At 34.9% G+C, this 26,564-nt stretch carries 11 protein-coding genes and 1 pseudogene; 2 read left to right on the top strand and 10 right to left on the bottom strand.

What is annotated here, in order from left to right; genetic code table 11:
* Nucleotides 1-542: pseudogene (locus tag ACECE_RS27850) on the top strand (ISNCY family transposase); the annotation flags it as partial.
* 506 nt (nucleotides 543-1,048) lie between these two features.
* Complete coding sequence (locus tag ACECE_RS0216655; protein WP_010249298.1) at nucleotides 1,049-1,942, top strand: PLP-dependent cysteine synthase family protein; 894 nt, start codon at nucleotides 1,049-1,051, stop codon at nucleotides 1,940-1,942.
* Nucleotides 1,943-2,058: 116 nt separating this feature from the next.
* Here ACECE_RS0216655 and ACECE_RS0216650 read toward each other — a convergent pair whose 3' ends face one another.
* The 10 genes from ACECE_RS0216650 to ACECE_RS0216605 form a co-directional block, all read right to left on the bottom strand.
* Nucleotides 2,059-2,658: a hypothetical protein gene (locus ACECE_RS0216650; protein ID WP_010249297.1), complete on the bottom strand. Its 600-nt coding sequence runs from the start codon at nucleotides 2,656-2,658 to the stop codon at nucleotides 2,059-2,061.
* 3 nt (nucleotides 2,659-2,661) lie between these two features.
* Complete coding sequence (locus ACECE_RS31215) at nucleotides 2,662-2,823, bottom strand: hypothetical protein (RefSeq protein WP_162862567.1); 162 nt, start codon at nucleotides 2,821-2,823, stop codon at nucleotides 2,662-2,664.
* Between the two features lie 446 nt (nucleotides 2,824-3,269).
* Complete coding sequence (locus ACECE_RS0216640; RefSeq protein ID WP_010249295.1) at nucleotides 3,270-4,556, bottom strand: MBL fold metallo-hydrolase; 1,287 nt, start codon at nucleotides 4,554-4,556, stop codon at nucleotides 3,270-3,272.
* 98 nt (nucleotides 4,557-4,654) lie between these two features.
* The gene (locus ACECE_RS0216635) at nucleotides 4,655-6,400 is read right to left on the bottom strand and encodes a DEAD/DEAH box helicase (RefSeq protein ID WP_010249294.1); all 1,746 of its coding nucleotides are present in this window, start codon (nucleotides 6,398-6,400) and stop codon (nucleotides 4,655-4,657) included.
* Nucleotides 6,401-6,432: 32 nt separating this feature from the next.
* The gene (locus ACECE_RS0216630) at nucleotides 6,433-7,254 is read right to left on the bottom strand and encodes a hypothetical protein (protein ID WP_010249293.1); all 822 of its coding nucleotides are present in this window, start codon (nucleotides 7,252-7,254) and stop codon (nucleotides 6,433-6,435) included.
* Nucleotides 7,255-7,283: 29 nt separating this feature from the next.
* On the bottom strand, nucleotides 7,284-9,374 hold the full coding sequence (locus tag ACECE_RS0216625) for a 3'-5' exonuclease (protein ID WP_010249292.1): 2,091 nt from the start codon (nucleotides 9,372-9,374) through the stop codon (nucleotides 7,284-7,286).
* Nucleotides 9,374-15,703 (bottom strand): DEAD/DEAH box helicase, encoded by a 6,330-nt coding sequence (locus ACECE_RS0216620; protein WP_010249291.1) that lies wholly within the window; start codon nucleotides 15,701-15,703, stop codon nucleotides 9,374-9,376. Before ACECE_RS0216620 ends, ACECE_RS0216625 begins: the two co-directional genes overlap by 1 nt.
* Nucleotides 15,704-15,796: 93 nt before the next feature.
* A complete protein-coding gene (locus tag ACECE_RS0216615) occupies nucleotides 15,797-18,859 on the bottom strand; it encodes a reverse transcriptase domain-containing protein (protein ID WP_010249290.1) in 3,063 nt (1,020 codons plus the stop codon).
* A gap of 62 nt (nucleotides 18,860-18,921) precedes the next feature.
* Nucleotides 18,922-23,634 (bottom strand): Eco57I restriction-modification methylase domain-containing protein, encoded by a 4,713-nt coding sequence (locus tag ACECE_RS0216610; RefSeq protein ID WP_010249289.1) that lies wholly within the window; start codon nucleotides 23,632-23,634, stop codon nucleotides 18,922-18,924.
* A 4-nt stretch (nucleotides 23,635-23,638) separates the two neighbouring features.
* The gene (locus tag ACECE_RS0216605; RefSeq protein ID WP_040428652.1) at nucleotides 23,639-26,437 is read right to left on the bottom strand and encodes a DEAD/DEAH box helicase; all 2,799 of its coding nucleotides are present in this window, start codon (nucleotides 26,435-26,437) and stop codon (nucleotides 23,639-23,641) included.
* Between the last annotated feature and the right edge of the window lie 127 nt (nucleotides 26,438-26,564).

The raw sequence follows: 26,564 nt of genomic DNA, 5'->3' as shown, positions 1-26,564 counted from the left end.
TCTTAGATGAACTCAAGTTTCAAAGGGCTCTAATACCTTTGAATTCCAGAAATTCAAACCCTAATCTTCCGCCTATTAAATACAATGATGATGGTTGGCCACTTTGCTCTAAAGATTCTTCTGTACCAATGAAACCAAATGGCTGGAGCCGAGAAGAAGGAAGAATCGAAAGATTCAAATGGCGGTGCCCACAGGCAAAACTAATTAAAGGTAAATGGGTTACTTCTTGTGATAACCCCTGTAATGGCAAGCCTTGCGGTCGTGTAACCTTCACATCTCCTGCCATGGATAAACGCATGTATCCAGGTGTGATTAGAGGCTCTGACGAATGGATTTCTGACTACAAAATTAGGACTGTAGTAGAAAAAAACATTCAATACCTTAAGGAGCCTATGGCCTGTGGTAATCTTAAAACAAGAGACAACCTAACTATTAAAGCAGATTTATATCTCGCAGGTATCACACAACTAATTACTGTAATACTTGCAGATAAAATTCATGAGCACAAGTATATACGTAGTTTAAAACCTTTAATCGCTTGATTTACTAACTTACTCTTGAAACTTATGTCTTATACATAAGCTTATTTGTGCTGCAATTTCATCAACAAGGTTCTGGTTTTTCAGTCAAATCACTAACATATATCCCTCTTAAGTTATCAAAGTCCATTTTACATCTCTTCTAACTTTTTACATCTGATTTTTTAAGTCATTTTGCAAATGCCTAAAATTATGTTAATTTATTATTTCATATAAATTATAAAACAAATTCGAGCAGCATTTTGTCATGACTTTTGTCATTTTTGTCACAACTTTTGTCACTTCTTTTTTTAAAAACATATTACATTTGTAATGGCAGAAAACATAAAGTTTATAAGAGTTGTTGGTAGATTATTTATTGCGATGATAAAAATACTTTTACGACGTCTATTTTTTGAAATTTTATCACACATTTATAAGTTTTTTATTACTATATAGAATGATATCTTCTTGTAGTCCATGTGAATGAGTGGTATAGTATTGTTTAGAAAATTGGAAGGACGATGCATATGTACAATAATATTCTTGATACAATTGGCAATACTCCATTAGTAAGGATAAACAAGTTAAACCCCAATCCTCGCGTCCAGCTATATGCAAAGCTTGAGGGCTTTAATCCCACAGGAAGCATAAAAGACCGTATTGCATTAAAAATGATTGAACAAGCTGAGGAATGTGGTACTTTGGTGCCAGGCAAAACAATTATTGAGCCTACATCTGGAAATACAGGAATCGGGTTGGCGATGATTGGGGCTGTTAAGGGATATGCTGTAGAAATAGTTATGAGTGAAGCTGTTTCTGTAGAACGTCGCAAAATGATCGAAGCCTTTGGAGGAAAGATTACACTAACTGATGCTTCACAAGGAACAGATGGTGCCATAAGAAAGGCTCATGAGCTCGTTACCAAATACCCTGACAAATATTTTATGCCGAACCAGTTTTCCAATGAATATAATAAGTTTGCACATTACTGCACTACTGCAAATGAAATCTGGGAAGACTCGCAGGGTAAAGTTACACATTTCGTTTCTGCACTAGGAACTTCAGGAACAATAATGGGTGTTGGAATGGGACTTAAAAACAAAAACCCCAATATACAGATAATTGAAGCTCACCCTGTTCAAGGACATTACATACAAGGTCTGAAAAATATGAAGGAAGCAATAGTTCCCGAAATTTACGATCCTGAAAAGATTGACCGCAGGGTTATGATAGAATCCGAAGCAGCTTTTGCAATGTGTAGAGAAATTGTGCTCAATGAAGGTATTTTTGTTGGTATGAGCAGTGGTGCTGCCATGCTGGCTGCATTAGAATGCATCAAGGAAATTGAAGAGGGCTTTATGGTTGTGCTGCTAGCCGACCGTGGAGAAAAATACCTTAGTACAACATTGTTTGATAGATAGGCATGATTAAATGGGTACGGGAGATCCCGTACCCATTTGTATTTTAACCCAACAATTCAAGATTATCCATGAATACAGTCATCAATATAAATTAATCTAACCATGCTCAAAAAATTTTATGGAATTTCATAATTTGAATCTGCTTCCAAGGGAGAAAAATATCCTTTTATGCAATTTATATTCCTGACACATATTTGTATATGATTTTTTTCTCTAAACCCGGAATTAGGAAATATCTCTTTCCCTTCAAAGAAAACTCCTCTTACTGAATCAAAACTTTTATAGTTATTATCTTCATTCCATTGATGAATTCTTTGAATTACTGCACAGTCCAAATTTCTTAATAGAGATACTCCATTACTCATATATTTGTTATCAGGTAAGTCAATTGCTGCATTTAAGCAATCTGCCTCCAGTAACTCATACCCTTCTTTTAACAATTTTATATATTCAGAATTAACAAAGTCAAGACAATAACCCAAATCAAGAACGGCTCCTATAACGGCTACTTCTTCTATTTGACCACGCTCTTTTTTCTCTAAAGCAAATTCATATGCCCTTACCAAATTGTTTTCCCAGAAGTAAATTCCATTACCCAACCAATCATAATCATTTTCACTTGGATTTAGCCGCAGATTTTCTTTTATAACCTGATTATATATTGATTTATCACAGCCATGAAATCCAATAATCAAACTTGGAAGTTTTGAATACATAAATCAAACCTTCCTATATTCTTTACTAAGTTTTTTATCCCTATCACATATACCGGCTTTAACCAAAGACTCTAGAGACTTTTCGGGAGATACCTTTTCATTTGATACCTTTTTAGTATATTGGGCAATGTTCTTTAAATATTCGTTAAAATCCTTATTACTCATGATCTTCACCCTTTACCAAGCAATATATAAGCTTATTGCTAAATTGTTAGATATATTATTTACCTACTATAAATACATTTATGTTTTGATTATATTTTAACCCTTATAATTTGATTATAGCAAACTCTGTCAACGCAAGTCAAATTTATTGGTGCATAAAGTTCCAGAGACTTAACAACATTTATCAAAAGCTTTTCATCCTACCCATTTTCTATCTCAGCTACGGCTTTTCCTATATTTGTTTCACCTGACGAATGTCTTTTAAATCTTCCGGTAATATATGCTGGTATTCTTTATTGTTTGTATCCTACTTTCCACACTATTCCATACAGAATACCATACTTAAATCTGCAGTAAAGTGTTGAGTGAAAAGGTAAAGTACAAGAGTTTGTTGGAAAAGAAAGCAAAAGCCCATACGTCTCTATCTAACCGCAATAAAGATTGTATTAATATTCCAACAAATACTTATATTCCGTAGTAGTTTTCTCATTAACCCATTTTAGTCTGTTTTCAATACATAAATCTTTTAATACTAATAAATCTGGATGATTATATTTATTTTTTATCGCTGCTGATACAACCCACTGTTCAGCATTAAATACTTCCATTAATTTTGCATCCCAGTTATTTGTAGAACCATGGTGCGGCACAACAAAGACATTTATTTTTTCTGCTTTGCTTTTATAGTGTGAAATAAAATCTTTGCATAACCCTGACTGGCTTCCAGATTTGGCTGGAGCAAGACAAATATCTCCTGTAAAAATATATCCAAATCGATCTATTCTTTTACAACAATGGCAAGCCAAAATACATCTCTCATCAAAACACTCTATAGGAGCATTACACTTGTAATTATATATTCTATGATTGCCATATGACACAATTGAATTACACAGTGAAGTATTATTAAAGTTACCCGGTAATTTATTGTATTCATTGATGATCTGAATCCTTTTAGATTCATTATTAATTGCGTCTATTAGAGGCTTTACACCAATTATTTTAGACACATTTCTCTTAAATTTTTTAAACACATCTGTTTTAAGTTTCTTAACAAAGAAATCAAATTCAATAACCCCATAAATAATTAAAGAGTATTCCTTTAATAATGAGACCTGTAGACTTCTTTTATCACCCCCAGTAATATTTAAAATCTCAGGATCTATCTTTTTTACATTATCTTCTAAAGCAAAATCTCTTTGCATCTTACCAATAGATATATTTAAGCCATCTCTGTTTATGAAAAACTCAAATTGTGGATCTGGCCGGTTATTTACATTCGTGTTCTTTTCTAACCTATCATCATTTTCATCTATGTATACGATTTCATCTACATGATACTTTCTAAAAAATGCCGTTGGATTAATAATAAAATCTGCATACCATTCCAATTTGGACTTGTTTTCAAGATATAAAACTAGTCTTTCTATTGGATCTAAATATGGAAGGATAACTCTTTTTATTCTGAAAGCCCTACATAACTTTTCTAAACCAGAAATATGATCTTCATGCAAATGTGACAGGATCAATACATCTAACATTCCCTTTTTATGCCTGCACAAATCATCTATATATTCCGTTAATGCGTTATTAAGGTATTTCATATCTTCTGAACCACAATCAATAACATAATCTACCCTACTATTTTCATTTTGATAAATACTAAAATAACCTGAATAAAACAGCCCTTGCCCTATATTATGAAACTTACTAAAACTACGAATTAAATTCATATTTACCTCCACACTTTGTATAATTTTAGAATTCATGCTGATTAATACTACATGATCCGTGTTAACACCACTTCTTAATTTTATTTATAAATTTATTATTATTCGTTCTCTTCTCTATCCCAATAATGTTTAAACCGCATAAACGCTTTTTGCTCTCCTAAATTATGAATGTTATCAGAGAAATCTATAACATCACATTCTTCGGTTCCCCCAAATCTTGTACCACGTATTCCTCTCCCAACAATCTGTTCATAAAGAATGTTGCTGTTTATTGGCCTGCAAATAACTATATTTCGAGTTTTAGGTGCATCAAAGCCTGTTGTTAGAACTCCAAAGTTAAATAGGAAATCAATTTTACCTTCTGTAAAATCATTTATAATCAATCTTCTTTCCATCTTATTGGTATCTGATTCAATACTTGCTGCTTTTCTGCCAAAGGAATTCATCATTGTAGAAAGAAACACAGCATGTTTTACTGTACAGGCATAAACAAGCGTAGGTTCTCCTCTTTTTATTCTGAGAAGTCTTTTGAGTATAAGTATATTTCTTTTTGTATCTTCAGCTATAGTTTTGAGAAGTGATGGAGCGTATTCTCCTTTTTCTTCTAGTTCTTTCAATTCTTCTTCTGTAAGTGGGTACTCTATATTGGATTGGTAAACCGTGTGATTTACTTTTGACAAATATTTATGCTCCTTGAAATATTCCAAAGGATTATTCTTATATTTTTCATCCTCACTGAACATTGGGGGTATAAGATTCATCTGAAATCTTTCAACAAGCTTACCAACTTCAGCTTCATTAATTATTGTATTTCTACCTGGTGTAGCAGATAATCCGCAGATAGGGAATAGTTTGTTTTGTGTCAGATATTTAGCTTCCTTGAATAACAAATCATACATTGTTGTTGAAGCTCTGTGTGCTTCATCAATAATCATGGCACCGGTATTAGAAAGAATATTTGAAATAATAGGATCTTTTGCATTAATTCTATGATAAATTTTATTTATGCTTGCAACTACTACTCCGCCCTGCAAAATATCTTCATCATCGAAGTCATATTTTGAAAAATATCTATAAACCCTTAACGGTAAAATAAACTCTCTGCTTGTCCACATAGCCTCTATACAGCTTATGCACTGCTCACATAACTCTTCGCTTTGAGCTATCCATAACAAATATTTCTTTTCTTCAAAGCTAGCCTGCATCCAATCCAAAAAAGCTTCAACAGCAACTCTGGTTTTGCCACCACCTGTAGGTAGAGAAATCATACATCTTGTTTTAACACTTTCATTTTTTAATATCCTTAAAAGTTTCTCTTTAATATCAACTTGATATTCAACTAATTCCGGAACTTTTTTCTTCGGTTCTATTACTTCAATTGTCTTTTTGCCGGTTTCCCTATCAAAACTTAATCCTGCCAGAATTTCAGGTAATCCTGAATAACAAACAAAATCTTTAGCCCAGCGTTTACCTGAATGCCACTTCTTTTCAGCCAACGGTGTACGCATATATGATGGTGATGTGATAACTTTATTATTGTCAGGATGTTTTGAATAAAGTTCAATTATTTTTTTATCTGGAATTTTGTCCAATATCTTTTTTCTTAATTGCCGTTTCTCATCTGAACTTCCAGACAACAGGTTAACTCCTTCTCTCATTACAATCAAACGGCATAGTTCTTTCCTATCCAATTCGCTGAAGTCTAATTCCGATAAAACTGCACTTGTTGCATCCTTTAAATTGCGACCATACAGATCATTTAAAAACCTAGTAGATAATTCAAATTTGTTTAGGAGTAAATCTACTGTCTTTTTAACCTCATCTTCATTTAACAAGTATCTCATATGCTTGCCCCCATTTATATTCTATCTATAATTTAAGCCAGCACCTGCTCAGTTGAAATCAACACACCTTTATCAAATAACTCAATAACCCCACCAATTTTATTATCAGATAGTTCTTTAATTTTATAACCAGTAATTCTATTCTTATTAATCATCATAAAGGACAATATTTTTCTTTGTATCTCATCTTTCATGGACTCTGCAAGAATAGATTCTGATATCTTCTCATTAAGAATAAACTCATCTGTATTAATAATCAGACGGGACTCAATACTTGCAAGCATCTCATTTCGAATATCATCCAGCAAAACATATCCTTTCTCACGTTTAACATAAGTCTTTTGAAATGCATTTGCTGTAAATGACTTTCTCTTTTCCTGTAATTTTTGAATTATATAAGTTTGTGCTTGATTTATGCTATCAGCTTCATAATAATCTAATTTCGGAATTCTACATTTACATGGAAGCAAAACAGGGTTTTTATCTCCCTTTACCAATATTTTCAAATCCTCATCCAATATGATTTTAACACCATAGCGGGTTTCTACACCATACTGGATTTTTTCGATTGACTCCCTATCTTCCTTCTGGACTCTATTAAAGTTAATCTCAACAAAAACTTCCAAGTCTTTTTTAACTAATATGTGTTCCTCTTCTATCAAATGTATATTTTTTAATGCTTCATCTTCAATATCCTCTACACTAATTATCAACTGGCATATTGAGCCATCTCTAATTTCAGGCATTCTAGCTCCATATAAATAATTCATTTTACCGTTTCTCATCTTAATAGGTATTGATAACCGAACAGACTCATCAAATGCAGAATTTCTTACATAAAATAAATTGCTCATGTTTTAACCTCCTCATAATCCGAAAAAACTCACTCCACCAAGAGCTCCGATGGCGTACCGTAACTAGTTATAAACGCAGCCTTCTGTGCACGTGTAAGTGCAACATACAAAAGACATTTTTCTGAAGCATAACTCTCATCCTCTGAAACTGCATCCGTATGATTAATTGCTGTAGCTAATGGCAACACTCTTTGATTGACACCTGCAACGAAAACATATTGGAATTCCAGACCTTTAACACGATGCATTGTCGCTACACGTATACCATCAAAAGTTCTGTCATCAAGTTTACTTCGCTTAATTTCATAAGTCTTGATTCCTGCTGCGGTAAACTGTGATATATAATCATCAATGAGTTTATGCGTTCTGCCAACTATACATATGTCTTTAAGCTCTATTCCCTGTTCAGATAAGTTTTTAACCCTCTCAAGGATATATCCAAATTCCTCTGCAGCACTATTAAAATTAACCACTTCAGGTTTTGTTCCATGTGTTAGTGACTGACACTGCTTTCCATCATCATAACCTTCATCTAAATCATCGAATGAAACTCCCTTAAGAAAGGCAAAAGCATATTTTCTTATTTCTTCTGTGGTTCGATAGTTTATTTTCAAATAACTGCTTCTACCACGGACATTTATACCTGCCTTTGATAAAACAGCCCTGTTCTTATAAATTCTCTGATGAGAATCACCAACAATAAATATGTCATTTTCGTGTTCTTCACCGGCAATTGAACGAAGCAACTTATATGCATTCATACTAAGGTCTTGGCCCTCATCAACAATGATTGATTTGTATTTAACTCCTTCATGGTTCTTTTCAAGAATCATTCTGCACTCATACATTGCAGTATTAACATCTCTAACCTGCCGTTCCTTCATAAGACTTATATATTCTTCAAAAACCTGCCATATCTGTATTCTCTTTTTTCTGTCCAGACGCGTGCCTCTTCCAGTTCTGGAAGCCTTAATATATTGTTCAAGTGTAAACGCTTCTTGTGGGGCTACAACCTTCGACCATTCCTCATCAAAAAATCCAACAGGGAACTCAACATCTTCTCCAGACAAAGCAATAGCCTCATTCCACAACTCATTTATTACTTCATCATAGGAAATGGTGTATGTATAACCATGTTCTCTCAAAAATTGTGCTACCCACTGGTCAAGATTGATTACCTCAATACGCCTTTGCTCCTCAACAGTACAAATCTTTCTCAAATTATCTTTGATATCTCCGGCAAGGTTTGCAGTATACGTTGTAAATAATATCTTTTCTTTTTCAATGAGCTTTGAAGCTAAAGTTTTTGCCCTATGCATTGCAACAACGGTTTTACCGGTACCTGCTCCTCCAAGTACCTGAGCGGGTCCTGAGTATTTCTTGGTTACAATTTTCCGCTGTGTGGGATGTAAAAATATCCTCCATTTTTCAAGCGGTTCTGCCATAATCTTACGTAGTTCTTCCTCACCTTCAACAATTACAAAAGAATTCTGATTACTCTCACTTTGAAGAGCTGTAGCAAAGTCTTCCGTGATCTCTGCCGGAGCATCTTTTACATATAACTCTCTTACTTCTTCATAAGGAATACCGTTTACAATCCATTCGAGTGCTTCATAAGCATCTGAAGGAATACTTCTTTTCGCATTATAAAACTCATCATTTGAAACAAATGATCGAACCAATAAAACCTGTTCCGATGGCAAACTTAGCTCAATAAGCTGCTCATCCGTCAATTCTTTGAAGATGCCTGGATAATCAGGAACATTTTCCAATACATCTTGTTTTATATCAAACACCTGTATACTTCCGGTTAGTTTATTAATTTCACATTTCTTTCGACTTGCCCAATCATAAGCTTCATCATGATGGTCAATCCACAAAAGCAGATATACTCCGCTTTCTTCCTGCCTCACTACAATACATCTATATGTATCATCAATTCTAACTGACCACATTTTCTTATCTACTGCATTATGGATCTTTTCATAGTTAATGCCATTTGAACAAGGATTGTTCCTAAACTTGTTTATAAACTCTGTTACCTTACCTTGTATTGGTCTTGGAAGTTTAGCAAATGCAGAAAGAAAATCCGATGAAATTGCAACAATATTTTCGTTCATTAATTATTACCTCCTTCAAATGCACTAATATCAACATCCTCATTCACTATAATAACTTTCCATCCTTCACTTTCAAATATATCTTTTACCTCTTCTTCAAGCAGAAAAGCAATTTTTCTATCTTCCCATGCAAGTTCACATCCTGCAATTACTGCACCTCTTGAATTTACAAGTTCATACCCCACAGAACTTGGTGCAGGAACGCCGATTGTGATAAGTTTATTTAGGTATACCTTTGCATCATCATCAAAAACCTGTTCAAGTATTTCCGTCCACTGCTCACCCATACCAGCATCAGCATTGGCATCTTCAACATTAGGACTATAGGAAGGTATAATATTATAAATCATTGCTGATATACCATTTTCAGTTACTCCGGCAAAACCAGACAGAAACTGCATTGCGTTATAAAAATGCCAGAAACCGTTCCACTCTTCTTCATATTTGTCAGCTCTATTATCTGGGTTATCGTTTAACACCGCACAAACAATTACAGCAGCTTTTGTCTTTTGCTTCTGCATATCTGTTACATCAACACCTGCTAAAATTGTCAAATGCGAGCTTGATGATCGTGGTATCCATTTGCCATAGAATGTCTTACCAAATTCAAACGGTGTATCTCTCAATTCCAAACTATCTATAATCCTAGCTGAAATATAGTTCCAATCTGTAAACACCATACTATTGCTCAAATTTGTAGGTTCGAGAAGCGACAACGCATAAGCTCGAGCATGTACTTCAAACAATCTCTCTGCATCAGGCAATTCAAGGTAATTCATCAGCAATTCTATAGTTGTCGCTTTTTCCGACTCAAGAGCTCCGGCTTTTTCTCCCTCTACAGTAGGTTTATACATATTCTTTCCGCTGGGCATATTCTCAGGTAACAGGGTTGGTGTCGCATAGTCAGATTGCACTTTAAATACATTCTGTACATCCTTCCAACTTAATATCCATACCCTGAATTTATTACTTCTTCGGATAGCTTCTCTCTTCAATGTATCACCATCTACTTTGTCCTTATGAAACAAGAATCCGTCTGTATATATTGCAACCGGCTTTTGATTTCCATTAGTTCTAACAGGCCACAGAATAAAGTCTGCACGTGTTTTTACACAAACATCATTTTCTTCATCCAAATCCACCTGTGGTTCAATTTCCCAAATGCTATCACCAACTTTCAAGAGATAGCCTTCCTTGTTTTTTACAAGTTCTTTGGTAATTACAACTGTTCTCTTTTTGTTTCCGGTTTGCGACAAAGCCTCAATAAATCTTCTCTCAAGCTCACTTTCAAATAATGAATTAACAGGTACGTTACCAAGTTTATCAATTTCTTCGACATTATCCCTGCCACTTAGTATCTGTTTAAGTATCCTTATAGCAGTTGAACGGGATATCTGACCTATGTTCTGACTCTGTCTGTATGCATACAAGCAATGATAACAACCATCTTTTTGAATATCCTTCTTGCATTCACATTTTTCTAATACATCAAGTGCCTTCTCAAATATCTGAATAAGGGCATTTTCATTCTGCATAAGTTGCTTCAAATATCCTGTTCCACCCGGCACTGAGTCATAAATTACAAGGTATTGTTTTCTATAATCAGCATTGGGAACAGGTACTTCACTCAAACAAGCACGCAAATGATCAACATTGCCAAAATACTCTTTCATTCCAAGCATAAATGCGGCAGTAAACGATTCCTGCCTCACCCTTGAAGAATCCATAGTTGTTGCTGGGACAAGTATCCTGAGTGCTTCCGTATTAAACTCCCTGTACAGGAAAAGACACTCTTCAACCGGGTCAGCATTTCCTGATTGAGGCTGTCTGGACTTACAGGTAAATGTATGTTCAGGCTTGCCTTTATCAGTCTGGATTTTCCCGCAGTATTTGCAAAGCTTAAACCCTTTTCTTACATCTTCATTTCCGGCAACAGTAAGTTTTTCGCCGTTTATATCCTTTTCACCGTAATTAATTTCACGAAGAGTCGCTTTTTTTACAAACTCGTATCCGAAAGCAAACTCATCATTATCCATCCTATATGCTTTATAAATATCAGTTTCCTCATTTACATCAACCATAAGCTGCTTACAATAGAACTTTGAACTTCTGTCTTCACTTTCATCACCAATAAAGCTCTTTGAATAATCCATATTGGAATATACCATCTGAACTTTAAGCATTGTGCGAACTTGTCCGGAATCTGACCAAGCAGGACTTCCACATTGCGGGCATGCTGCTGCATCCTTACCGGTTTCTTCAATCTGTGAGTGGGAGCACGAAGGACATAATCGCCATTTTGCAGTCTGTGAAGTTGTTAAATCAACTTGATTTACAGTAAGCTTCCTACCATCAACATAGAAATCATTAAGTGGTGCAAACTCACTTATAGCTGCTGATGCCGAGCGGTTATACTCATATATCATCTTCTCATATTTTCGCTTTTTGTTTTCGGCTTCTTCCTTTTCCTCATTATCTTCTTTTCTATATAAAATAGCCTTTAATATTATTCCCGCTTCAGGGAAGGCATAGTTTGGTAACAACCCCTCATCAGACAGGAAATTAAATACCTCTTTATTGTTCAGGTTTTTTACCACATTGCCAAGGGCATTTTTTTCACTTTTTAACTCTTTAATCTCTTTTTCATATGAACTATCCTTAGGCTTCTTTTCAAGTTCCTTAATAAGTTTGTTTAACTGCTTGATACTTTCCGCCAAGGCATCTCTCTGCTGTTTCAATGATTCAAAAGATTCCAAAACTTTTTTATGCATGGGACTTTCCTTAAACTTATTACCCTGTGCAAAAATACGTATTTCTTCCTTTGCATTATCATCAAGTTCTTCCGAAAACATTTGAAGGAATGTACGAAGCAAACTGGAAAGATTACTCTGTACATATTTAAGAAAATTAAACGGAAAAATATCCTCAGGATGTTCCTTCAATCTGGATATACAAACACTCACGTTTTTCGGAATTGCATTTTCTTTTACACCCTTCTTAACCCAGCAATCCATACAATATGCAACAAATTGTCTTTCCAATACGGCTGAAGCTTTTAGAAAAATTTTAGGTGGTTCTACAGTACCTTCCATCATCTCCATAGGCTCTGCATAAAAGTATAAATCATGAGGTCTTGCATTTGCTACCGATAAAACTAAAGCATTTCCATCCTTTCTGCCTGCACGACCTGCCCTCTGCAGAAATTGTGCCTGCCCGGGAGGAACACTGCAAAGAATAACCGAAGAAAGATCTCCAATATCAATACCCATTTCAAGCGTCGGAGTACAGGATAAAACATTGCTGTCCCATGGCTTTGCATCACTTGAACTACGCTTGAAAATACGTTCAAGCTCCTCTCTGTCATCACGCTCAAGAAGACCAGTATGCTCCTTTGCACTCACCCTAAAAATATCACCTGTGCTGAAAAGCTTACCATAGTAACCTAGTGTAGCCTCATCATTTACAATAAGTGTTCCTGAACAATTATTTCTTGGACATTTAGCTTCCTTCCACATTTCAACATTTTCAACACTTACTGAAATTGACTGTCCGCAGTCATCACAGACAAGTTGCTTCACATTACCGGAAATAAAAACTTTATTTTTATCAAGTGCCCAAACTGAATATTTGTCATTCGAAGGCATAGGTACTACAACACCTGCCTTTATTAGCTCACCAAGTAATATCCTTGCCGTTTCAGCATAAACATCCTTTCCAACAAATATTTCTGTAGCACAATATTCTATCCAATCAGCATATTTGGAATAATACAGCGAATCAAAGTTGTATATCTTCTTTGTTAGTTTTGCTGCCGGCTCATAAATAAACCTAGGTATATTCCTACCAACTTTTGCTCCCGGAAGCCACTTTTCCATATCGTTTGAAAGGAGATAATCTTTACCGTCATTTGTAGTAAAAACATTAAACACTTTATCATTAAATGAACCATAAGATCGCATTATATCTAAAAAACCTATAACCATCTGTCTGAATACCAGTATATCTGTATGTGCAAATGCACCCAATTCATTAATAACTCTTTCTCTAACAGCATCAGCCACCGTTTCAACAGTGTAATTGTCAAACATAATGGTTGAGCAGCCTGATTTTGCAAGCGTTCTCCCAGTTCTGCTCATTAAACCGTATTCAAGCATTATTTCATAGGAAAGCCGATTCTCAATGTCCATAATCAGTTTCTTAGCTTCCTTACTTGAAGAAAGAACGCCTTCACTCTTCATTTCTTCATACGCCCGCATCCAAGTCATATTAGGAGCAATAAATCGGCTTACAAATTCCTCATCACTATATTTTGAATGCCAATAATCAATGAATTTTTTTGAGAATTCATTTAAGCTTAAACCATTACCTCCATCTAATACAAATCTCTGAATCGCACTTCTTATACCAAATTTCCATGTACGTGAGCTGAAAAATCCAGCACGGTGAGCTGCATCTTGAACATTATCGGAAAATGCAAGGGCTTTTTTATCATCGTTAAACTTTGAAGCAAACATCTGTGAAATACTTGCACTTATTGCTGTTGCGCTTCTTAAACCCATAATTGAAAGCCCTATCTGACTTCCACAATGAGGACAGGAAAACCCTCGGTTGCTCCCAGTAGACTTTGGTTTTAGAGGAAACATAACAGGTATATTTTCACTACCACATGCTGAACATTGTTTGGTAGCACCTTCACCAATATCAAGCTGCAGGCAATTTGTACATAATCGAGCCGCTCCCATACCAAATGGTACTGTATCTTCTTCATAAGGATACAGCATAATAACCTTACTATCCTGATTAAAATACAAATTATAAAAGATCTCTAAACTTACAAGTGTAGCATTTCCACGCTCATTGACTATACTGACCCATCCTGTTTCACCGCAATCACGGCAGTTTACGACTGGCAAATACTGCTTTGCCTGTTGCTCATTTAAATCAGATGCCAATGCGTATGTAATTTCATCTTTAGATACTTTTGCAAGAAGTCGTCTCAACTCTCGCATCCATAAATGCACTTGGACTGTCAAGAAAGGACGAGGCTTAACAACTGAATTGATTCGAGCATGAGATATCAAAGCAATTAATGCATCTATGGCTGCAGATGGATCAGAAAGCTTTTTCAACTCAGGATATTTAACAGAAAGCTCTTTACAAAGCTGTGAACTCTGAATATACTTTCCTGCACCGTATTCAATCATTGTTTGCATAAAACTATGGCTCATAAGAGCCTGTCCAATAGCTATTCGAGCCTGATCAGTCTTTATATCAGTAATATCAGATTCAATCCAGGCACTTGCAGCCGCTTCAAGGTATTTTCCCTGATCTCCCTCGGCTATTAAGGTATTTAACTTTTCAATATCCTCATTTGTAGGAAACGTAAAGTCTGTCATTTCATATCCACTGAAGAATTCAAACGCAGACAACCTGTCTTCTGTAATAACTGCATCGTCCTCAAATTCTTCTCCGAATATCTCTTCAGCATAATTTAATATGTTTATAGCACTTTCTTTGTCGCCCATTGTAGCAGAAGTACCAATACAACATAAGAAGCCGGGCTGAATAAACAACCTCGATTTTAACCTTCTTAATAGGCAAGCAAGATCGGTCCCCTGTGCACCGTCAAAAGTATGAAGTTCATCGACTGCTATATACTTTAGAGTATCAGGATTATTGTCCTTCCATAGTGCTGCATCCTTTGGTCTTACCAATAGATAATCAAGCATCTTATAATTTGTCATGAGAATATCCGGCGGAGAAGAAAGCATTGTTTCGTGGTCTGTTATAACTCTGTCCTCACTCATTACTCGGCAAGGAGAATCCTCATGTCCACCAACATACATACCAACACTTACATTGTTTTTTAGTTCTGGGCTGTTATGCACAAGCTCTGTAATACGCTTTGCCTGGTCGGATGCCAGTGCATTCATAGGATAGATTATGAGAGCCTTTATTCCTTTTTCTCCCCGATGCTTATAGCAATATTCAAGTATAGGATATATAAAACATTCCGTCTTACCCGAACCTGTCCCAGTTGCAATAAGCGTAGATCTACCATCCTCTCCTGTCAATCGTTCAAAAGCCTTCTGCTGATGTACATATGGCTTATATGTTGTGCGAATGGACGTAAAGAGTTCAGTCATCTCATCGACAACACGAAATGGGAGACGAACAGAAAAATATGGCTCATGAAATACCGAATCAGGTGTTTCCTTCAGCATCCTTGCAACAGAGCCCTTGAACCCAGGCGTGGTCATAGGAAATGTCGTTTCTATATAATCACTTAATCCTTCCTGCAATTGCTTAACAAGTATAGATGGTAACACGCTGCACCTCCATGATGTTTATTCTAACACCAGCAAATATTCAAATTATTGAAATAAATTAGAAATCGTCATGATTAATTTCTTCTGGAGAAATTAATCATCATCAAATTCAGAAAACAGTACTCCTTTAATCTTTTTCTTTACAACTTCAATATCAAGTTGCGGTGGTGTCGGTTTAAATGTATTGTCATCTTTTTGAAGCTCGTACCCCTTAATTTGAAAATTTCTTAATTTATTTATATCAATTTCGCCAATTAATATTGTTTCGTTTGTTCCACCTTTAGTCTTAATTATATCTTTTATTTCTGTTTTTGCTGGCTGAGTTATTCTGCTATCTCCATATTCTGAAGAATTAACCTGAACACAGTAACAATGCATATCTCTGCTCAATGATTCAATTATATTGCTATAGTAATTTACATCTTTATTACATTCAACCATTGCAAGCATATCAACATATGATGAAAAAATACAACGATCTCTTATAGATGCCAACTCATAACAACAATACGTTGAAAACCAAAGATCATTCCATAAAAACAGATCATACATATCTCCACGTTTAGCTTCAAAACCATACCCCTTTATCTGCCGTTCCTCTTCAGGCGAATAATGAACTTTTGTATGAAATCCTATATACGAAAAGGTATATTCCTCAACATTATAGGGTAATATGGTAGCGGTAATATTATAAATACTTTTTTGCGACTTTATATGTTCAATACCTGTAATAATTGCCATTCCTGCATTTGCACATTTGCGTGCAATCAAAGGTATCCACTCATATGGAACATAAGCCTCTGGCAACACCAAAATATCAGCTTTATGCTTAATAGCTTGATTAATGATTTTAGAGAGCTTATTATATCTAGAAAATGATCTATTTACTTTATCGGTTAAAACTCCTACAAAATCGTCATTACTTACAGCAGCACTTGTCACAGCAATCTTTAACTGTTGTTTCTTTTTATCTCCAACTTTAATTATATGTGCTTTATCTGTACACTTAAGAAATGTTTTTGATTCAAGAGTAGATAAAAAGCTCAATTCATCATTAATAATTGTATTATGCTTATAATTCATATCAACATATTTTCTTTTCATTTTATCAATTAATTCTGAATTTTCAACTAACGAATTACTCATAACTTTACCAAATGTCAAGCATAATGATATATCCTGAGGTGTAATCATATATGGGTAATACTTATATTTTGCTTTTTCTAACATTAAATCACTCGCAAGTCTATATGTATCAAGAAAACATAAGTTATAGTATTTATCATCAAGAAAAATCTCATCCTCAATTACTGTATCAATTAATAATGGCATCAAATGCTTGTCTATCATTCGCGTACAACAATAGTTTTTACGACATTTATTTATATATTTAGCAGAATACGTATCTTCGAATATAGCTACAACTTCCACAACTTCTTTCTTTATTTTTTTACCCCAACAAAGTGATAAGGATCTAACAACTGCAGAAAATAAGAAATCACTAAGTGTATCACTTATTGAACATTCTGTTTCGCTGATTTCTTCGCTAAAATTAATCTTATTAATAACACCTTTAATCGTTTGTACAAATTTTATAAATGAATCAATTTTATTGTTCTCAATAAAGAATTGAAGTACTTTTTCCCAAACAAAGTAATTTTCAGTAATTGTTTTACTATCAAAAATCTTATTTATATCCTTAACAAATTTTGACTCTTTCTTATCAGTAATTAAGCTGCCAATTCTCAAATATTTCCCTAAAAACTTTGAAAGGGCAAATTTATCAACAATTATCCCCTCAATCCCTCTGAATTTATTTATAGTTTCAGAATTTTTAACATCATAAATTTCACTATAGTCATCATCATAAAAAACAGCCCCATCTTCTGGTAAAAATCTAAATTCACTTTTGTTTTCTCTAATTGTATTTCTAAAACATGTTATTAAAGCATCAGATTCTTTGTAATTAAAATAAAATACTTTTACCTTATTATTTTGCAGGGTGATTTTTGGATTTAGTTTATCACTAAATATCTTCTTATTAACCTCATAGATAACATCCTCTTTTTTTCCCTGCTTATTCTTTTCTGTAGGTAAAATTTTAAGAAGGGACATATTATTTTTGCAATCGTTACCAATGTTGTTTTTACAGTTACATAGATAGTATTCTAAAATTCTATCTTTTCTATCCTTATCATCATTTGAATCCTGTTTCAAAAGACTAATAACAGGACTATTCTTTTCAATCTTCTCAACAATAATTATATCATCAACATATCTTCCGTAATAAACAGGATTCCATTTGTTGATTATTTCTTTGTCGAATTTATCCAGATACCAGTTAGACAATATATTAGATGGCAAAAAACCAATAGGCAAAAAGATTCTTCCCTTTTTAAATTTTTTACTATACTTTTCTATACATCTGAATACAAACATATTAATTCTTTTTTCCAACTCAAAGCCAGTATCAGTGTCATGACCACCATGTTTCTCACAATAATCATTATAAAAATTCTTAAACTCCTTTTCAGAAAAATCAACCGAGTGATAAAAATCTTTAAAATCCATTGTAATTATCAAAATATCTTGTCCTTTGTTTAGATAATCTTGAGCCAACTTAAGCCCAATATCACGCCAAGTCTCATACTGATTGTAGTAAGGCTTAAATAGATATGGAGAAAAAGTCAAATTTTCATCCACTTCAAGCTTCTCTTTTTTTACTCTCGGTTTTAATCTATTACCATAAGAATTTTTATATAGGTTTTCGTCAATATCTATACCAAAATATAAAATCCAGAGTACTCCTAATAATTGACCCTCAACGTCCATATCAAAAAAGTATTGTGCTCTTTCAATTTCAACAGAATCACTATAATCGTTTCTTATAAGATTTTCATTTGAATCATCCTTTACTTTTTTAGGGAACGCCAACACTTCTATTGTTTTTAATAGTTCATTTTCAAACTCGGTCCACTCACTTTCACTTGCAGTTAACTTAACAGCAAGTCTATGCAATTTTTCTTTAAATTTTTCACAATCATCACCTTCATACATTACAATTCTATTTCTCAAAACAAGTTGTGTTTTATCAAAATAAATGCTTGCCTTAAGCTTTTTGTAAGCACGTTCTAGAATGTTGAATAAATCTGACATTTGTGACCCCCCCGGAATATTAAAAAACACCTTATCTCATTAGTTAGAAAAACAAATTCGCATTAATTGCTTTCATTTTTAAATTTCTTTTCAAAAAAAGCCCATGCAGTTTCATAATCCTGCTCACGGTCGCAACGATCAAAAGGTGCAATGTATTCTATTGTACGCTCTACAGGACCACTAGGCACAGTGTCATCGATGATGGTATGGGTAAATGTACCACTTTTTGCATCCCTGATTTCATTCCACGCAGTTCGGGAGAATCCAACGTTGGTAAGACTACGGTTGTTGGTAAATGCAATTCGACCATTACTGTCGTACCATGTATCTGACTCGTAGGACTGTAATACAAAAAACTGATTTCGATATATTGTTTTTAACTGGTCAAGAGTTATACCTAGCTCCATTGCTGTAAGAACATCAATCTCTATAAGAGCTTGGCGACGTTCATAATCAGTACGAAATGGAGTATCCCATGTCCATTCTTGAGTAAGAGAACTAAAACGTTCACGCTTTAGCCTAGGATCAGATTTAGACCAAGATGTATAAACGTAGTTTGGTTCCCAACATCGTTTCCATAGTTCAGAATAATTATTTGTAAGTGAATTCAACATTAATATACGACAAAGAACTTGTGGTAAATTTCTAATGAACGGTAAACCAACAACAGTTGAAATACGGAAATTACTCATTCCTGTAACCTTTATAAAAAAATCATAAGGTATTGATGCAAAAGTTCCCGCAACCGACACTAAATCTTTCATATTAGAAAAAGCTAATCCAAACAACCCATTAATGTGAGAAGTATTTCTTGGAATTATAGCAGAAATTAGCGTTCGTTCTCCATTCATATATAGCATTGTTCGTGAAATAAGTTTAAATTCATTGTGATATTTTACACCCCAAGGTGTATTCTGTACTTTTAATGAGTAGTCATCAATTGTACAGCCAAGAGAATAATTACACCTTTGGTAATAATTAGACTCCATTTGTGTTAAGTCAATACTATCATAGTCACTATTTAACTTACATAGTCTACGAGAAGCTTTAAAAAATGGATTTGCTACACCAATATGAGGACCTGAATAAATAGCATCCATTCCACTTTCAGGAAAGTGAACATTTCTAGTTATCATACAATCCTTTTGTGCTTTCGTTTCGTCCCACATAACAGTAGAAAACAAATTGTTTTTTATTTGTTCTATTTTCGTCTTATATTCATTAAAACGCAGTAGAACATCAACATACTGTTTAGCATGAAGAGCTGGAAGCCTTGCTTGACTCCAATTATCACTTGCATCAAATAATTTTGCAAAGAGCTGTAATTCCTTTTTACCAACATGAACAATCCGATCAGGATGACCTTTTATATTCCAATTATTATTATCATCTTTTATTCCAGGAACTTCTCCCTTTATTGAATCATCATAGCATTGGTCAATAGTAGACACATCAAAAAGATTCGTAATAGTGTCAAATGTTGTACATGGCTTATTACAATACACGTTTAAACTAAAAACTGTGTGATGATCCACTTCTGAAAATAGCTTTAACTCGTTAGTAAATTGGAAATGCTTACGTAGTAGTGGGTATATCTCCTCTCTCAATACACCTCCATTTGGATCATCGTATACGCTATCTGGATGAATAAAAGAAGACAGACCAGATTTTCCACAAAACTGCCATGCTTGTGGTAAAAAGCACTTAAATAGATTAGTTTGTTGCCCTTTCAAATTTCGGTAATTTTGTATAGCATTTAAAAAATTCTGTGTACCAGTTGTAGTTTCATATTCAGAAAAATATAATTCATGAGTAATCTTTGTAGAGAGAGCTCCGTTACGTTGATGAGTGATCTGTGTTGCTGTAAAATCTTTGACTGCAAAAAATGGATGTCTATCAGACAATACCGCCTGCTCATTCCACTCCAACCTAATCCATGGTGGATTACCAATAACTAAATCAAACCCACCCCGTTTCTCAAATAAATCAGCAAATTCAAGTTCCCAATGAAAGAACTTATTCTTCTCGGCAATTTCCTTTGCAAGTTGCAAACGGGGTTCATTTTTACAAAGCTGTCGAAGGTCAACCTTACTCAAATCATCATATTTGCCGATAATATCCTGTGCCATTTCCTCTATTTGCGTTGGGAATAAAGATATTTGACCAAATGCTACTTTCGCATTAACTGACATAATACCACCTTCAAGAATAAGCGATAAATCAAAAATGAATTCGCTCCTTGTCGGTAGAAGGTCAACCTTATCAATAGGCCAAAACCAAAGGGCACACCAATAGTCCATAGCAAATTTAAGTCTTGCATATGGTCCTGCATTTTCCATTTCCTCTGACTTATAAAGTTTCTGATAAATCCAGTCCTTCTCTCGAATAGTTGTACGAGAGTCTTTTATTAAATCTTCATGTCCATAAACAGTAAGTTTGTCGGCTGTTTTTTCTTCTACCTCACGCCTTAGTTCCACTTGTTTTTCCCAAAGGGTATCTACTATTTTTGAAATCCGAAGTAATGATTCTAAGTCACTTTCCTCATATGGCTTAGTAAACTTTTTATTCCAAGCTGCAAGCTTCTTTATTTCCTCTGGAGCGAGCTCTCTTATAACCTTATCTGTATAGTTTGCCATGCCGGGGTCACCCATAAGGAAATGATAAATCTGCTTTTTAGGCATTCGTTTATCACCGGGCATGATTCTCTCAGGTGCATTATTAAACCACTTTGCAGCATTCTGGGTTGTAACAAGTGATTCTATTCGATAGCACTGTCTTCTTGCACCAATTAAAGAGTTGCCATTAACAAGCTGTGTATTAAACCATGGAACAAAACCATCCTTATAAATCGTATTAAGCCACAGAGAAACTTCTGCAAGCTCTACTGCTATAGGGTTTAAATCTATACCATATACATTGCGGTCTGCAATATACATTTTAACCCGCTGTATTTCTTGATTCCTATTTTCATAAGATATGTTGTCGCCTAGTTCTTTCTGCTTTTTATCTATATATGCCTCTGCCATTTGATTGATAGCTTCGTTTAAGAAGGCAGCACTTCCCATAGCAGGCTCACAAATAGTAAGTTCAAGTATTTCATCAGCTGTTTTGTCTTCTAGAAGTTCTTTTAAGGCATACTTAACCAGGCATTTTGTTAACACTTCAGGAGTATAGTATGACGCAGACTTTTCACGTTCCCGACCTGCCAACCTGTAAATAAATGTACCCTTTTCATATTTTCGAAGCTTGCTTTTATTTTCACCTGATTGATAACGTACCCTTTCTTCCTCCGTATAGTTGTGCAGCTCACTTTCAGGTACAAAATATCCAACATCAAGTTCATCAAAATCATCTCGTTCACGTTTTACTTCAAACAGTGTTTCTTCTGCTATAAATCCTCTATAAGAAAGAAGTGCTTCATATACCGCTCCCATCTGATTTATACCAAGGTTAGAATAGGATATTCTTCCCCTGCGATCTCCCCTTCTGCCTGTAGAACGTGTAACACTCATGAGATCAATAATCTCGAGCATGACACAGTTGCGGAGCTTTGCTTCTGTAATCATTTTTGTATACTCTGGATCAAATATGTGAGCTTTTAATGGCTCAATAACAAATACATCATGAAGTGATTCCGAGCCGGATAGTTTCTTTAATTCTTCTTCAGAATGAGGATATCCGTTATAAATCAAATCATACAGTTTTGATAATGTTTCATGTAGATAATATCCTTCGCCCACTTCGTCAATTTCCTGGCGGATATTTTCAGTAATATCACGCAGGCTTTCAATGGAATACCCCTTAACATAAGCTTGTGTCTTCATTGGAGCATATCCAAGTTCAGGACGGGATTCTATAAACAACATGAAAAGCATACGATACATATACCGCAAGCATTCCAAAGTCAGCTGTCCTGCATCAACAGGATCATTTTCCAGATCACGGTTCAAGCGGTGCTTCATATCATACAAAACTTCGTTGCCAAGAAGCTCTATACTTGAACGAAGTGCATATTTTAGATCCTGGGACACCCCAGCTGAATGCTTGTGTGAATTATCACTAAGCTTGTCAAGAAGCGATGTACCTTCATAAGGACATAAACTATTTTTATGCAGCAATACTGCCATAGCCTGCAAAGTGCTCTCTTCTCTCCGGCTAAAAATTTCTTCAAGATCAAATTCAAGATATCTTTTTTCGTTCCACTTGTTTCTGTCAATAAGAGCAATACCGTTTAAACCTATTACAACTATCCACCTTGGCGGTTCTGATAATGAGAATAAAATCTTTGTCGCAAATTCTTCACAATGGATATTAGTTTTACCGCTCTCAAAAATGCTTTCTCCCACATCAAAGCAATAGCTTTGCATGAGACTTGAATCGCTTTCGGGAGAATGAGCAAGCATTACCCATAAAAGCGGAGCACCGTTTGCCTTTTTTATTTCCAGATAAACCGGTATTTTTATCCCATCCTCTGTATTAATACAAAATGGTTCTGCATTTGGAAACCCCAATGATTCAAGACAAATGTCTGCCAGATCTTTAATCATGGGTAGTATCTGCGAATCATTTTTTGTCCTTTTAGACTTATCATAAATTGTATAATATAACTTTGCACAATCCCGGAGCAATGACCATGGTGTACGGAGTTCTTCCGACTCCTTCGACGCATTTTTCCATGCTGTTATTGTTTCGGCGGCATTCTCTTCAAATACAGAAGCAAAGTAATGGTTGGTATAATATTCGTTATAATTATTTATACCTGTCAAATCCATCATATATTTACACCCCCATTAATACTGCTACTACACGCAAGTATGGATTATCTTCAATTTCCAGTGTATCATGCACCCAATCTATATATGTATTAAATAGTGCATCTACTCTGCGTTCTTCTTCACCTTTTTTCCGTTCACTTTCAAATAATGAAAGCTGATAAGTTTTATGTTTATCCTTTAAACCTTCTAGTTTTTCAAGCTCTTCATATATTAATGGATCAATATTGTCCTGATATTCCTTGAAATAGCGTTTAAGAACTTTTTGGGCTTCTTCAACCACAACATTCATGGCCTCTCCAACAATACCCTTTGCTGATTCAGGAAGATTATTTCTATTCGGAACATCATTCCTTCCGAAACCAGTCTTTAAAATTACTTGTTCTATTGTCATTTCTTCAACAAATTTACCATTCTCAAACTTTAATCCAAACCACTCATCTACAACCGGTGTTGATTTTCTGTTTGGTATAGTTCCTGCAATAATATAAATTACTTCTCTTTCACTTAATTTTTCAGGAATACCTACAAGTGGTGCTTCTCCTCTACCAAATAACAAGCTAGCTTTATCGTCTATCCAGTTAAAAACAGGGTGAATAGGCCATAAAAACTGTGTTGCCGGCCATGCAGTTTCACTCATATTATTCTGCATACTACGTTTCATTTCATTCATACAGAAATTTTTATCAGGGCTTAATCTCAAATAGTCTGTCTGAGGCATTGCATCTTCAGGAATCAATACAGCCAGTCTGCGTCTCAGTTCCGGCGTTACTTTTATTTCAACACCTTCCACTGTAGCGAGATTCTGTACAGGGTTTTTATCTTCCTTTGAAAAGTAATTCATAGCACTTCGAATATAATTTACATCAGAAAAGAGAGTCTCGTCTTCATGAACTTCAGTCCTAATTGTATTATCAACGGCACTCTGCATCAACAGCTCAAACGGGTTAAATTCATCAGCACTGTTGTCAATTTGTGCAGAAAATGTATCTGCATCAATGTTGTTTTCAAGTGCTTGGGCAATAAGCATTTCTTCCTCTTCAACATTAAATTTGCCAAGCAATAATGTTGGATCACCGATATTCTTATACGCCTGCTCCTCTTTTTTAACAAGAATCTCTATAACCCTCATATCTCCCTTTACTTTATAATTTTTACTATTTATAGTCATATAGCGGATATCAGGCTTTTCATGTTGTCCATAACGATCAATACGGCCATTTCTCTGCTGAAATACCATAAGCGACCATGGAATATCAAAATGTATCAATCTATGGGACAGATAGTGCAAATTAATACCTTGTGAAGCAACATCCGAGGCAACAAGTATTCGTACAGGAGCCTCAACTCTGCCAAAGTCTTCAACCACCTTCTGTTGCTCACTATCACTCATCCCGCCGTATATTTCCTGAATTGCATCTTCTTTTAAATTTAAATCTTTTCGAAGCTGTGCAACAAGATATCTCATTGTCTCAATACGTTCTGTAAAAATAACAACTCTATCATCAGGCTTTGTTGGACTCCAGTTATAGTCTTTACTTTTCAGCAAATCAAAAAGTTTTTGATATCTTGAAAATTTATTTGCATCAACCTTTAGAAGGGCATCACGAAGGCCTTCGAGTTGAGCAATATCTTTTATGTCATTATTATCATACTTTTTCCCTAGTTTTTTCAATCTCTCTTCAATACTCTTTATACAAGCAGCAGGACTTGAAAACATAGCCTTTTCCAAGCTCGTCTTAAAAAGCTGACCTGCTATTTGATGTTTTCCTGTATCCATTTCAAGTTGCATCTGTGCGAACAGATCAAAAGCATACTCCTCAGCATCTGTTGCAGTACAATTTTCAATACTCACACTTCGCTCTTTAAATGCTCCTCTGACCTGATCTTTTACATCCTTTTTGAATCTTCTGATGCAAAGTCCCTTGATATCTTCCTTTTTATAATCATGGGGATTTGCAATTGCTGTAGGATCAAGCATATTCATGAGTGATGCAAAGCTTTCACTGCGACCATCATGGGGTGTGGCTGAAAGCATTATTAATGTGTCTGAACGTTCCGCTAACAGCTTTGCCAATCTTGAACGCTGTGCTTGACGGCTGCCGCGTTCCGCAACATTGTGTGCTTCATCTATAACAATAATGTCCCACCAGGAATTCTCAAGGTGAGTCCTGTATTCTATATCCCTTTTCAGTGTATCTATTGAAACTATTGTCTTGTCATAATAAAAGAACGGGTTGTAATTTGCTGGTAACTGTGATCGGATTTTTTGTATCTTGTTTGAGTCAAGGCGTACAAGAGGAATTGTAAACCTATTCCACATTTCCTTTTGAAACTGTGTCATCATGCTTTTTACTGTGACAACAAGTATTCTTTTCCCTTTTCCTCTTGCAATAAGCTCAGACATGAGTATTCCTGCTTCAAGTGTTTTTCCAAGACCAACAGTATCAGCAATAAGAATACGCTGACGTGGACGTTTTAATGAAATTTGTGCAGGCTCAAGCTGGAAGTTCATTAAATCCATCGCTGCACGATTACCAATATGTAATGCGGTATCAGTAGGTATCTTCTGGCGCCACTGGCTTTCTATATATAACCTTGATCTTCTGTAAAAAGGTGAGTCATCTACTACTAGCTTTATCTTTGCCGGATCTACTTGCTCTATTTTTTCGAGATCAGTTAAAAACACCGTTTCATAGTCCTTTACTAATCTTGATATTCCAATGCAGCTAATTGATTTTCTTCCTAGTGTATTGGTATCAACCTTCTTTATCATCCATTCTTCATCACGAATTATTACTCTCATTCCTGGAGAAAACTCCGTCAAACCATCCACCTCTTTTGTTTGTGCAAATTCGTTTACTTTACGATATACTCCTCATAACTAATCTATTGAAAAATAAGATTTTTATTATACACAATTCCATTGCTTC

It is taken from the genome of Acetivibrio cellulolyticus CD2, assembly GCF_000179595.2.
In the GTDB taxonomy this organism is placed as follows: Bacteria; Bacillota; Clostridia; order Acetivibrionales; family Acetivibrionaceae; genus Acetivibrio; species Acetivibrio cellulolyticus.
Note: the sequence above shows the minus strand (reverse complement) of the source record. Positions and strands in the feature narration are given on the sequence as shown.